Source organism: Cytobacillus firmus (assembly GCF_023612095.1).
Taxonomy (GTDB): Bacteria; Bacillota; Bacilli; order Bacillales; family Cytobacillaceae; genus Cytobacillus.
This window is the reverse complement of sequence record NZ_CP086235.1, coordinates 2,066,431-2,079,822: the sequence shown is the minus strand read 5'-3', so window position 1 is coordinate 2,079,822 and position 13,392 is coordinate 2,066,431. Positions and strand designations below refer to the sequence as shown.

At 42.7% G+C, this 13,392-nt stretch carries 11 protein-coding genes and 2 pseudogenes; all 13 read right to left on the bottom strand.

Translation table 11 applies throughout. From position 1 onward, the window contains the following. Positions 1 to 7: 7 nt before the first annotated feature. Positions 8 to 1,432, bottom strand: a complete 1,425-nt coding sequence (locus LLY41_RS10575) for an NAD-dependent succinate-semialdehyde dehydrogenase (RefSeq protein ID WP_251168565.1) — start codon at positions 1,430 to 1,432, stop codon at positions 8 to 10. After that, positions 1,419 to 2,725 (bottom strand): annotated as a pseudogene (locus LLY41_RS10570) (aminotransferase class III-fold pyridoxal phosphate-dependent enzyme). Before LLY41_RS10570 ends, LLY41_RS10575 begins: the two are co-directional and overlap by 14 nt. Next, entirely contained in the window at positions 2,722 to 3,249 is a 528-nt protein-coding gene (locus LLY41_RS10565) for a gamma carbonic anhydrase family protein (RefSeq protein WP_251168567.1), read from the bottom strand. Before LLY41_RS10565 ends, LLY41_RS10570 begins: the two are co-directional and overlap by 4 nt. A gap of 38 nt (positions 3,250 to 3,287) precedes the next feature. Further along, on the bottom strand, positions 3,288 to 4,433 hold the full coding sequence (locus LLY41_RS10560; protein WP_251168568.1) for a CaiB/BaiF CoA transferase family protein: 1,146 nt from the start codon (positions 4,431 to 4,433) through the stop codon (positions 3,288 to 3,290). Positions 4,434 to 4,470: 37 nt separating this feature from the next. Then, entirely contained in the window at positions 4,471 to 5,466 is a 996-nt protein-coding gene (locus tag LLY41_RS10555) for an aminopeptidase (protein WP_251168569.1), read from the bottom strand. 37 nt (positions 5,467 to 5,503) lie between these two features. Beyond that, positions 5,504 to 6,268, bottom strand: coding sequence for an enoyl-CoA hydratase/isomerase family protein (locus LLY41_RS10550; RefSeq protein WP_304587902.1), 765 nt, complete (start codon positions 6,266 to 6,268; stop codon positions 5,504 to 5,506). Between the two features lie 16 nt (positions 6,269 to 6,284). Continuing rightward, positions 6,285 to 7,409: a 2-keto-3-deoxygluconate permease gene (locus tag LLY41_RS10545; RefSeq protein ID WP_304587900.1), complete on the bottom strand. Its 1,125-nt coding sequence runs from the start codon at positions 7,407 to 7,409 to the stop codon at positions 6,285 to 6,287. Between the two features lie 119 nt (positions 7,410 to 7,528). Next, positions 7,529 to 7,975, bottom strand: coding sequence for a tripartite tricarboxylate transporter TctB family protein (locus LLY41_RS10540; protein ID WP_095245174.1), 447 nt, complete (start codon positions 7,973 to 7,975; stop codon positions 7,529 to 7,531). Between the two features lie 15 nt (positions 7,976 to 7,990). Next, entirely contained in the window at positions 7,991 to 9,034 is a 1,044-nt protein-coding gene (locus LLY41_RS10535) for a Bug family tripartite tricarboxylate transporter substrate binding protein (protein WP_095245175.1), read from the bottom strand. Continuing rightward, positions 9,031 to 10,548 (bottom strand): tripartite tricarboxylate transporter permease, encoded by a 1,518-nt coding sequence (locus LLY41_RS10530; RefSeq protein WP_095245176.1) that lies wholly within the window; start codon positions 10,546 to 10,548, stop codon positions 9,031 to 9,033. The genes LLY41_RS10535 and LLY41_RS10530 overlap by 4 nt, the downstream gene beginning before the upstream one ends. Before the next feature lie 13 nt (positions 10,549 to 10,561). Beyond that, positions 10,562 to 11,542 (bottom strand): aminopeptidase, encoded by a 981-nt coding sequence (locus LLY41_RS10525; protein WP_095245177.1) that lies wholly within the window; start codon positions 11,540 to 11,542, stop codon positions 10,562 to 10,564. Between the two features lie 243 nt (positions 11,543 to 11,785). Continuing rightward, the gene (locus LLY41_RS10520; RefSeq protein WP_304588025.1) at positions 11,786 to 12,604 is read right to left on the bottom strand and encodes a sigma-54 interaction domain-containing protein; all 819 of its coding nucleotides are present in this window, start codon (positions 12,602 to 12,604) and stop codon (positions 11,786 to 11,788) included. A gap of 188 nt (positions 12,605 to 12,792) precedes the next feature. Continuing rightward, a pseudogene (locus LLY41_RS22575) lies at positions 12,793 to 13,098 on the bottom strand (PAS domain-containing protein); the annotation flags it as partial. Positions 13,099 to 13,392: the final 294 nt, after the last annotated feature.

Below are 13,392 nucleotides of genomic sequence, written 5' to 3'. Positions count from 1 at the left end.
CCTTTGATTATCCAATATTCAATGACACAAACTTCTCTTCCAGATACTCCATCATTCCGTACTTGCCGCCTTCCCTTCCTACACCGCTTTCCTTCATTCCTCCGAACGGGGCTTGTGCTGTTGTCGGCATCGCATCATTAATGCCAATAATGCCATATTCGAGAGATTCCATTACCCGGAAGGCGCGATTTAAATCCGAAGTGAAGCAGTAAGATGCAAGTCCGTATTCTGGATGATTTGCCCGTTCGATTGCTTCTTCTTCCGTTTCAAAGGTGAAAATCGGCACCACTGGGCCAAAAGTTTCTTCTCTTGCAATCTTCATCGACTCATTTGCATGTTGAATAACAGTAGGCTGATAGAATACACCTTTAGCATCCATATCTGCCAGTGATCCGCCGCAAATCACCACACCGCCTTTTTCTTTGGCATCTTCCACATGTTCAACAACTTTATCAAGGCTTTCTTCATTAATTAATGGCCCAATATCTGTATCATCATCCATGCCATTCCCGATTTGCAGACGATTTACCTTTTCTGCAAACAAGCGGGTAAATTCCTCTGCTGCTTCCTTCTGAACATAAATCCGGTTTGTGCATACACACGTTTGTCCTGCATTCCTGAACTTGCTCGCAACCGCTGCTTCTGCTGCTTTCTCTAAATCAGCATCCTCAAATACGATAAAGGGGGCATGACCGCCTAATTCCATTGAAACTTTTTTGACCGTATTGGATGCGTCTCTCATCAGCTTTTTCCCAACTGCCGTTGAACCTGTGAAAGTCAGTTTTCGCACCTGCTTGCTGTCTAATAACGTTTGGGCAATCTCATTAGAAGGTCCAATAATCAAATTGGCTACTCCTTTTGGCAGACCAGCCTGATGAATGGCTTCGAATATCTTCACTGCCGTTAAGGGAGTAGCTGAAGCTGGTTTTAGGATGACAGGACACCCGGCAGCTAACGCTGGGGCAATTTTGCGGGTAACCATGGCGGCTGGAAAGTTCCATGGTGTAATCGCACCCGTCACCCCAACTGGCTCCTGCAGTACCAGTATGCGCTTATCACGGCTGGAAGCTGGAATCGTCTCTCCATAAATACGCTTCGCTTCCTCTGCATACCAATCCATATAGGAAATCGCCAGTTTGACTTCACCAATGGATTCTTTCAGGGGTTTACCCATCTCTTTCGTAATGGTTACTGCCAGTTCTTCTTCTCTGTCTCTTAGACAATCGGCAATCTTTCTCAGATATTGCGATTTTTCAACTGCGCTTGTTTTCTTCCAGTCTTGAAAGGCAGCGGATGCTGCCTGGATGGCTTCCTCGGCTTCTTCCTTTCCTCCATAAGCGACCGTACCGAATTTTTCTAAAGTAGCAGGATTATACACAGTTATCGATTTATTTTTATTAGAAGATTTCCATTCTCCATTAATATATAGCATGACCGTTCTCCTTTTTTGCGAGCTGCTGCAATCCTTCTTTCAGTACAGAAACTGCTTGATCAAGTTCCTCTTTTAATACCGTTACAGGCGGGATAAACCGCAAAACATTCTTCTCAGTGCCGCAGGTTAAAAGAATGACTCCGTTTTCTAAAGCAAAATTCTTCAGCCAATTTACTGTACTGGCATCCGGGCAGCCTTTTTCATCCGTGAACTCAATGCCAATCATCAGGCCCAGACCTCTAACATCACCAATAACGGAATATTCTGACTGTAAATCATATAATTGCTGCTTTAAATATCCCCCTAAAGTTTGGGCATTATCTATCCCTTCCCGTTTTAAAATTTCAATGGAAGCCAAGGCAGCCGCACACGAGACAGGATTTCCGCCATAAGTGCCTCCATGTGTTCCCGGCTCCCATTTCTCCATAATTTCTTTCTTGGCAATGATGGCACTTAAAGGGAAGCCTGAAGCAATTCCCTTTCCTAAGGTAAGAATGTCCGGCTCAACTCCAAAATGTTCATAAGCAAACATTTTCCCTGTTCTTCCGAATCCGGTCTGTACTTCATCAAAAATAAGCAATATCCCATGCTGATTACATATTTCTCTTATTTGTTTCAAAAATTCTTTCGGGGTACAATATACCCTCCCTCTCCCTGTACTGGTTCAAGGATTATGGCTGCTACCTGGGATGGAGCAACTTGATACTGGAATACTTCATGGATGCTTTGAATACATCGTTTCGTCTCTTCTTCATAACTAAGCCCGGTTCTAAAAGGATATGGATATTCACAAGCATATACGCTTGGAAGAAGGCCTTCATAATCCTGACGATAAGCTGAGCTTGAGAAAGTGATCGATGTCGCTGCGAGTGTCCGTCCATGGAATCCCCGTTTGAATGATAAAATGGCTGGACGCTTTGTCGCTTTTTTTGCTAATTTTATTGCTCCCTCATTCGCTTCTGCTCCGCTATTTGAAAAGTACACCATCTTCTCTTTTCCGGTTAATTCGTTTAACTTCTCCGCCAGTTGAATATAGGATGGATAGTAGGCCACATTATGGCCAATATGAATCATCGTATCCAGCTGCTGCTTTACCGCTTCAATTACCTCGGGATGGCAGTGTCCAACATTATTTACTCCTACACCGCTGGCAAAATCGAGATATTTTTTTCCGTTTTCATCCTCTACGGTTGAGCCAAATGCTTTCGTTACACCTATCCTCGTTACTCTGTTGGCAGCCGGGGGCAGAACACTGTCTCCTCTTTCTGCTAAACTTTTATTCTCATTAATCATAATGACTCCTCACTCTCTTCACGATAATCGCGTTTCCATAGCTCAATGTATTCTTCTGCATTTTTTTCCAGGTCATGTCTTTCATTCTCTGTTAGTTCACGCACAATTTTGGCAGGAACTCCAACAGCCAAGCTGCCTTTTGGAATCACTTTCCCTGGAGGAACTAATGCACCCGCTCCCACTTGTGCTCCTTTTTCAATGACCGCTCCATCTAAGATAATAGAACCGATGCCAATCAATGCTCCATCCTCGACCGTACAGGCATGTAAAATGGCACCATGCCCTACCGTTACCATTCTCCCTATCCTTAATGGAGCCTCTGGTGTCACATGACAGATACACCCGTCCTGAATATTGCTTCCTTCACCAATTTCGATAAAATTATCATCATCTGCCCGTAAGACTGATTGAGGCCATACACTCACATTCTTGGCTATTCTGACGTCTCCTATCACTTGTGCCGAGCCGTGTACCATGGTTTCGGCATGAATGGATGGAACACGTCCTTTTAAAGGTTTAATCATGTATATCCTTCTCCTTACTGAGTAGCAGGATTTAAATGTTATTTAGCTGCGAGCCCTAATTCTTTTAAAATCTCTTCCTTATGTTCTCCCAGTACAGGCGCAGCTTTTGCAACCTTTCCAGGTGTTTTTGATAGTTTAACAGGAATCCCTAATGCTTTTATTTTCCCGGCAACAGGGTGTACAACCTCTTCTACCATTCTTCTGGATAGTGTGTGCTGGTCATTTAAAGATTCAGGATAGGTATTGATCGGGCCTGCGGGAATCCCCGCTTTCTCGAATTTTTCCAGCCAGTAGTGTCTTGGATTCAGACTTGTTTTCTCTTCAATTAATCTGACAAATTCATTTAAGTGCTGAATTCGGGAGGCATCATCAACAAATCGGTCATCCGATAAGAATTCAGGTCTGCCGATGATCTGGCAGAACACGGGCCAATGATGCGGTGTATCTGCACCAACAGTAAAATAACCATCACTGGCACGAAATGCCTGGTAAGGAGCAGACAAGCGGTGTCCGCTTCCAGTAGGTGCAGGTGTTTCTCCCGTAAACCAATATTGAGTGCTTTCCCAAACCGACAATGCGATTCCCGTATCATATAAAGATGCGTCAATATACTGCCCCTCATTGGAATGAACCCTTGCATACAATGCGGATAAAATACCATAGACAGAAAACAGGCCAGAACCCAAATCGATAATCGGAAGTCCGCATTTCACCGGGTTGCCATTCCGTTCACCTGTCACACTCATAATGCCGGTCATTCCCTGTGCGATTAAGTCATAACCGCCACGGGAGGAATATGGGCCATACTGGCCAAATCCGGAAATAGAGCAATAGATGAGTTTCGGATTTATCTGATTGAGGGTTTCATAGTCAACTCCCAGTCGCTTTACAACCCCGGGGCGGAAATTTTCTATCAAAATATCCGCAGTTTCAATTAACTTGTAAAACACCTTCTGATCTTCACTGCTTTTTAAATCAAGCGTTATGCTGCGCTTGTTGCGATTTATCGCCATAAACGCACCGCTCTCCCCTTCCTTATATGGGGACCATCTTCTGGTACTCTCACCTTTTGGCGGTTCCACTTTTATAACATCAGCACCCATATCAGCCAGCAGCATACCGCAATATGGCCCTGCCATGACCTGGCTCAAGTCAATTACTCTAATGCCTTCCAATGCACCCATTCAAATCATCTCCTTCTATAAAATGAATTCCACTGTTTCAAAGTCTATTTAAGGCTTTATCTTCAATTAAATAGAGTTCCTGATTGTCCAGAATAAGTCTCCCGTCAATTTCTACCCGGGGATCCTTAACGACCATATCGTAATGCCCTTTGGCCTTAACAGTTCCCCCAATATATGCATTCGTACCTAAAGCAATATGGATGGTTCCAAAAACACCTTCATCACTTAGCATGCTGTTTTCCAATTCACATTCCGGATTCATGCCTATGCCAAACTCACCAGCAAAATAGATATTTCCTTCTTCATCATTCTTCTCCATTAATATCTTCCTGAATTGCTCCGCTTCTCTGCCTCCCGTAATCGAAACGGCCTTTCCTTCCTTAAATACCACTTCAACCGGAGTCTCCATTAAACCAACTCCCGGAATACTTCCATCCACCACTAAAATACCTTCAGCGGTTCCTTCAACAGGGGCAATGCTGGATTCTATACAGTGCGCTGCCGAAACATCCGTGCTATTTGCAAACCCTGTTAAGGCTCTGCCTGACCTGCCTTTGATGGAGAATCTTAAATCTGTTCCAAGGGATGTTGTAATGCGGACAGATTCTCCATTGGTCAATAGGTCTGCCAGTTTCTCAACTTGAGGTCTTAGTGCAGCAAAGTCAGCACGCAGCCCCTTGCTTAATAAAATGTCTTCATGTGCTTCAGGTAAGATTAATACGCGGGCCCCGGCCTTTTGCGCATCATGGCGTGCTTTTGTATGGGCAATATTATAAGTTGTCGGTGCGATGATCACATCTGCCTCTTTCATAGCCGCTGCCACTGCATCCGGCAATGCATCTCCATGCCCTTTCCTTGGCGGCATGGAGATCGTGATGGGCTCTGCGTCGAGTGAACAAACAACAGATGCCAGAACTTTTGTGATTCCATCCGTTAAAAAATCTGTTAAGATGACAACCTTTTCCCCGCTCTCAACACCTGCCAGAACTTTTACTAGTGCAGTAGCAGCCGGGTACATTAGTGCTTCTTTCATTTTTAAAACAACTCCCTGATTCAATTTTTATAACTAACTATATCCCTTTAAATACTGGCGGCTTTTTGTTAAAGAACGATTCAATCGCATGCTTGTGATCCCATGTATCCTGACATTCAATAAACGCATCCAATTCCTGTTTCATTGCTTCCTGCCACTCTGCATCCATGGTCTTCTGAATTGTGTTCTTAGCATGTCTTACTGCGATTGGAGCACGGGAAGCAATCAGCTGTGCCCATTCCTGCGCTTCTGCCAGCAGCTTGTCATGAGATACCACTCTGCTGGCCAGCCCTCTTTGAAATGCTTCCTCAGCTGTTATGGTTCTGCCTGTCAAAATCACTTCTTTGGCATATGCTTCACCCAGCAGTCTTACTAACCGGGTTGGTCCCACAACCAGTCCAACCTTTACCCCTGCTGCACATAGCTTCGCACGTTCCGAAATGATACGGATATCACAGGCTAAGGCAAGCTCGAACCCTCCGCCAAACGCATAGCCATTAACTGCGGCAATGACAGGCTGGGGCATTTCATTGACAATATCGTAAATTCTGCAATCTTCTTCTAAGAAGTGCCTGACGGATTCAGGTGTCAGCTCTCCTTCTTCGTTTAAATCGGCTCCTGCGCAAAATGCCCGATCCCCTTCTCCAGTAAGGACAATAACCCTGACATCCGAAGAGGTTTTAAGCTCCTCCATATAAGGAACAAACTCCTGCCGAAACTCTTTCGTCAAAATATTCATTGGCGGGTTTTTAATGGTAATGGTGCAAATAAAATCGGATATTTCAGCATGAATTTTTTCCAACCTTTTCATCACCCTTCTAAGATTCCTGTTCGAGCTCAGCAGAGATTTTTATTTTTTTCCTGGGTATATCCTCCAGACGTCCATCTATGCCTTTGCTTCTTTGATACTTATCCCATAAAATGACGGCTATTGGGCATAATATCGAGGTAGTAATAGTAGAAATGGAAATTTGTATTGTGGCTAAATTGGCAATTTCCTGAAAACTTCGAGCCTTTTCCACCGTCATCAGACCTGCACCCGCTGCCACTGATGCTGCCGCTGCGATTGCAGCAGGTGTCCCCACTGCGTTCCCGGCAGTCGATGCTTCTGCAACAGGGCCAATCGTACTTTTTTCTCCAAATAGCCTATAAACCAGGATTCCTGTTAATGCGGTAAAAATGACTGTGGCAAACCCGAGAGCTAAACCTCCCCAAACAGCTTCAGGATTAAAGAAACTCATAAAATTCATCCCTGCTCCAAGACAGAAAGCAAAGAATGGTACAAGCAGCGTTTCTCCAGGCTTTAAAAACTCCCGAATATCTTCATCCAGATTCCCTAACAGCATTCCTAAAGCGATTGGAAGCAAGACAGCTATGAATGCGATTAAAGGAAAATTAACGCCAACCATCCCCAAAGCCAGCATGGTGAAAAAAGGACCGTCATTCAGAGTCAGGACGGAAATGGCCCCAACATCTGACCGGTTTCCGTATTGCCCTGTCAACACTGCATACATTCCTTCATTCCCATTGGTCATAGCGGCAATAATGGCCAGAGTAGATAATCCAAGCAGACCGTCCATTGGGTCAAAAAACACCCCAAATAAAATACCGATGGCAATCCCTGTCAAGCACTTGCTTCCTGTTAATAGAATTCCTTTCTTTAAGGCCTTTCCGCCTACCCGCAAATTCATCTGGCTGCCTGCACAAAATAAGAACAAGCCAATGAGCGTTAACGTTCCTGTCTTAAAGAGTGCTTCCGAGAATCCTCCGATTTTCATAAACTCATAAATTCCTTCTTCAACCGGCGATACCCCTATGCTTTTAAGGAAATTCATTATAAATGGAATGTGAAGCTGATCAATCGTATTAAATAAAGCGCCAAGCATCAGCGGGATGACCATCAGCCCTCCGGGAACTCTTTCAATTGTTTGCTTTATCCTCATTTAAATCACCGCCATATCTATTATTTGATTTCCTTTTACAGCGAATTCTTTAAATCCTGTCTCCTCGTCTTTCATTGAATCATTGGATCATGTAAGAGAGTAAATAATAATTTCGTTTTTCAAGGTAATCGAATATACATGAGTTTTTCAAACACCACATAGATGAATCCAATCATCCCTATGGATACTAATGTGGCCGTATACCATCGAACTTCCTTATAATAGAGCATTCCAATGAGTAAAAAGATTAAAGTAGAATACAGAAACCCTATGAAAGGTATTAACAGAAAGATATAAACAACTGTTAAAAGCAGATAGACTATCCCTCTTTTAACTTCCTGAATGGAGGCAGAAGCCGTTTCCTCTTCCTCCTCTTTTTTCTTTCTGAACGTTTGGGCAAACTGCCAGATTGATAAACCTATCAAACTATAGCCGAGCAGCATGGGAAATGAACGAGATGAATTTAAAAAATGTTCTCCTGGCGGGAAATTATAGCTGCCTATTACAAAAAAGAGACCAATCGCGAAAACAATGCCCGCCAAAAGATAATCTTTATTTATCCGCATCTTTTCTCCTTTCTATCACTCTTTCGGCCGGCTAATTCCTACTTCTTCTGGTGATCGTTTTCCCACACCAATATCCCAAAGCAGCCAGCTTGTTTTTTCGGTGATTTGTTTTGTATATTCTTGACTATCTTCAATATCTGTTAGGATAATTGCCCGTTTTTTTGTAAATTCCTTAAATTCATCACTGCTGATCGCTTTGTTGTATGCGTCTCTAATTTTAGTTACGATTTCTTCAGGTGTTCCGCTTTTTACAGCTGGCCCCCACCAGGTTCCTTCCGGTACATATTTTTTCAAATCAGAAACAAAATCAGTGACCGGCGGGATTGATTCAAGTCCATCAACTTCAAACGGTTTATTATCCATAACAGCCAGTGATCGTAAATCCCCTGCCCTCAGCAGATCCACTACCTCATTAACCCCGCTGATAGAGAAATCTACCTCACCTTTCATAGCAGCCATGGCAGCATTTGCACCAGAATCATACGTAATAATTTCTGCATCTCCACCCACGACACTATTCACAATCTCCAAAGTGAGGTGCCAAGGGTCCCCAATCGCTGCCACACCAACCTTTGCATTTCCATCTTTCAAGAGCCGAACCACATCATCAAACGTTTTCAGGTCAGATTCGTCTTTAACTGTAAAATTGGCAATCCCCATTGCGCCAATTCCAATTTGCTCGAAATCCTTGTATGTTAAATCTGTCATGCCCATTGTTGGAAATACACGGATCAGATCGGTTTGAAATAGGATGGTGTGTCCGTCAGACTCTTGTTCGTTAACATACTCAAGAGCCAATGCACTGGAAGCTCCAGGCATGTTCCTCACCGCAACGGATTCTCCCAGTTCTTCCTGAAGGATTGGCTGCAGGGTCCGTGCCATTGTGTCAGTACCGCCTCCCTCACTAAAACCGACAATAATTTCAATTGGCTGTGAAGGGTAATCACTTTCTGCTTCTTCGCTGTTTCCAGATGCCTTTTGATTTGATTGGTTTCCAGCACAGGCGCTTAATATCAGAACCCCTGAAAATAGAGTCAGAAACATCATTTTTAGTTTCATAAGTTAGCCCCCTTAGGCTTTATTTTCCTCCACAGATGTTTTACGCGTTTTGTCAGGAATGAATTTTGATTCAAAATCAAAAATACAATACAGACCAGCAAGAAAAGACTAATTGGCCGTGTGAAGAATGGCACGAACGAATAATCCGCACTCACCATGGCTCTTCGGAAATTCTGTTCCGCCATTAAACCAAGGATCAATCCTAACACTAAAGGCGGGGCAGCCAGCCCGACTTTACGCATAAGAAAACCGATGATGCCAAAAAGGAACATAATTCCAATATCAAATGGCCGATTGTTTACTGCAAATGTCCCTACCACACTAAATACCGTTACAATAAGCAAAACTATACTTCTGGGAACAGATAGGATTTTCTGAAAAAAATAAGAGAAAAATAATCCAAACACAAGCATAAACGCAGCAGATATCGTTAAAATGATAAAAAACTGATTCAATATATCAGGATTTTGTGTGAGTAAAAGCGGACCTGGCTGCAATCCGTGAAGTAAAAGTCCCCCTATAATAACTGCTGTGACTGCATCACCAGGGATACCAAGAATTAACATCGGTATATATGTACCTGGCACACAAGCGTTATTTGCCGTTTCTGCCGCAACGATTCCTTCTGGATTTCCTTTGCCAAACGTCTCAGGCTTCTTGCTTCTTCGGCGAGCCACATCATATGAAACCCAGGCTGCTACATCTGCTCCAACACCCGGTATCGCTCCTATCGCTGCTCCTATAACAGAAGATCTTCCGCCGGCGGGCAAAAACTTCACCAACATCTTCCACGGGGGAAAAATAGATTGGAATTTCTCTGCTTTTAAAGGCTTCTTGAGCTGCATAATAGAGTCGATTACCTCAGCAATTCCAAATACTCCGATTAAGACTGCAATTAGACTAAAGCCATCCATGAGTGCACTTTCTCCAAAAGTAAAACGCTGTGCGCCTGTGATCTTATCCATTCCCACTGTGGCTAAAGCTAGTCCTAAGATCCCGGAAATTAGCCCTTTCGACAATGATGCAGCCGTTAGGTTTGCGCTGAGAATAATTCCAAACATGGCTAGCAGAAAATACTCCCATGATCCGAAATTCATACTTAAATCCAGCAGGAGCGGCGCCCCTATCAGAAATAAAACAGCCGCCAGAATAGTACCTAAAAAGGATTGGAAGGTTGCCAGTCCTCTTGCCAGTCCTCCTTCCCCCCGCTGGGCCATTGGATAGCCATCCATAGCAGTCGCAGCTGAGGCCGGAGTACCCGGGATATTTAAGAAGATGGCTGGCGTGGATCCTCCATAGGTTCCTCCTATATGAACAGACACAATTAGAACCATTGCTTCTATCCATTCCATCCCCCAGGTAAATGAAATCAGCAAGGATACTCCCATGGTAGTAGTTAGACCTGGAAGTGCACCGACTGCCATTCCGGCAACTGTGCCAATAAGAAATAAAAGCATGATTTTAACTGTAAAGAAACTGGCCAGTGATTCGCCGATTAGACTTATTTCTCCCAAACAAACCTCCTCCCTAATCTATATAGAGTTCTCCATCTTTCATAAGGATTTTCCCATCCACCTTGATAGTCGGTTTTCGAATCACTAAATCACAATGCCCCGGGGCTCTGATACTGCTTCCAAATGTAATGCCATTGCCAATTCCAATATGCATCGTTCCGTACTCTGCCTCGTCTTCCAGCTGCCCTCCTCTGCCAATTTTCGCCTTTGGATTCATGCCAATTCCCATTTCCACTGCGCAATATACATTGGGATGATTGTAACTTTCCAGCGTTTGCTTAAGCATTTCAGCATCTTCTTTTCCTTCAATGGAAATGATTTTACCTTCTCTAAAGACTACTTTAACTGGATCTTCACAAGCCCTTCCCGGCACAATGGCCCCATCAATGTACATGATTCCTTCTGTCGTTCCTTCTATTGGTGCCACTGCTGTTTCAATGCAAGGAGGGGGTGAAATGCTTCCAGGTTCATGGCAAATTCCAGTTTGAGGTACAGCATGACGTCCTGATATGGACATAGAAAGCTCTGTACCTAAATGGGTTGTTATGCTCAATCGTTCTCCTTCTTCAAGTATGGTGGATACCTTATCGATTATTTTCTTTTGTGCAAAATAATCGATATCCAGTGAACCATCTAAGAAAACCTCGTCATTCGCATCGGGCATAAATATTAATCTTGCTCCTGCATTACTTGCTTCTTTTCTGGCAGTGGAATGATTAATAGAAAAAGTTGTCGGAGCAACGATCGCATCAGCTGCTTTCATTGCTTCTGCAATGATTCTTGGCGGTTCATCCCCATGCCTTGTGGTGGGATTCATGATTGTCATAACAACCTCTGCTCCCATCCCTTCACCAGCAAGTGCGAAAACCTCTCCAATCTCAGTCGTATTTGTATCCGTTAGAATCAATAGGTTTTCTCCAGGCTTTACATTTAGACATGTCTTCAATAAAGTCTGAACGGACTTCATCATAAACATTTTATTTATGATTCTCATTGCACTCCCCCTCGTTTTTTTACTTCAACTAGTTAGAATGCAAGTACCGTGCCAAGTTGTGAATTTTCTATATTTTACTTTAAGACTCCCAGTTTAATAGGGTTATTCAGGACAGCTTCTCTTTTATTGAAAACATCACTAAGGTCCATTGTTCGCAAATTGCAAAAAAAACATAGGAGATCTGTCCAAATTTAGAAGAAAAGACAAATCAGCTATGTTTTTAACGTAATCGCAATTTGCTAACTATAATTGCATTTTGCGATTAAGCTCGTATTTATTAATTTTCCTGTACAGAGTTGCTACATTTATACCAAGTTCATCTGCAGCTTGTTTCTTTCCATTCAATGTATCACCATATCTCTTTAATGCATCCATTATCATTTTTTCTTCCATTTCTGCCAGAGTAATATTTTCTTTATCAGCATTCAGGTGATTTTGTTCACGGATTCTCGGAGGCAGGTTTTCTACTCTAATCCAGTGGTCAGTTGCCATGTTTATGGCATATTCCACAGCATTTTGAAGTTCACGTATATTACCTGGCCAGTTGTACGAACAAAGCCGATTCTCCGCATCAGGAGTGAAACCTCTCACTTTCTTTCCCGTAATTTTATCGTAGTGCTGTACAAAATGCTGGAGCAGGACGGGAATATCCCCATCTCTTTCCCTCAATGGGGGAATATGAAGCGGAATGACGCTTAGCCTAAAAAATAAATCCTGCCGAAATTCCCCGTCAGCTACCATTTTTTCTAAGTTTTTATGGGTTGCTGCAACGACTCTGATATCAATATCTATTGAGTTATTCGAACCAATCCGTTCAATTTTTCTTTCTTCTAACACTCTTAACAGCTTCACTTGCAAATGCAATGGCATATCACCTATTTCATCCAGAAAAATAGTGCCTCCTTGTGCCATTTCAAATTTTCCCGGCTTTCCACTTTTCCTTGCACCCGTAAACGCACCCTCGCTATATCCAAACAATTCACTTTCCAGTAAATGTTCTGGAATGGCTGCACAATTAATGGCCCGAAATGGTTTATTGACTCTTTTGCTCTCTTGATGCAGTGCTCTGGCAAAAAGCTCCTTCCCTGTTCCGCTCTCCCCAAAAAGATGACGGTAGAATCTGTTGCCGCAACTTTTTTGGCTGCCGCCTTTGTCTGCAATATAGCAGGGCTTTTTCCCACAATAATATCGAATGTAGAATCATCTACCTCTGATGTTATAGAATAGGCAAACTTTTGAACCTCGGCTAAATCTTTGAGGGTAATGGCACATCCAATAATTTGGCTGTTATGGATCAGAGGGTTAGCACTGATAATGACTTGAATCATTTTTCCATTTACAACAAGAGAACATTCTTTATCCGAGTATCCTTGTCCCGTTGAAAATACTTTTGTAATCGGAAGGTTTTGAATAACTTCTGAAATATTCAAAGTTAAAACATTTTGTTTTTTTATATTTAGTATTTTTTCTGCAGAACGATTCATCTCTAAAATGGACCCTTTTTGATCAACAGCGATGATTCCCTCGTACATGGATTGGATCGTCACTTGCAGCATTTGTGAGGTGGATAAATATTTCTTTAAAAGCGATGTTCCATTTATTTTACTGCTGATTAAATCCGCCATTTTCCCGAGGTAATTTGATAAAATACGATGCTTCTCTTTAAATTCATTTTTTTGTTTTTCAGAGAATGCAGTTAAACTGATAACCCCGACAATTTCACCCTCATGTGTTAATGGATATGAAACATCTGATTTTTCAGGGCAATTTTGATGAAGGATACAGCTTATGCATACGTCATGAAAACCTGGCTCTAAATTGTAAACAGGATGATTTGTTTTTAAGACTTC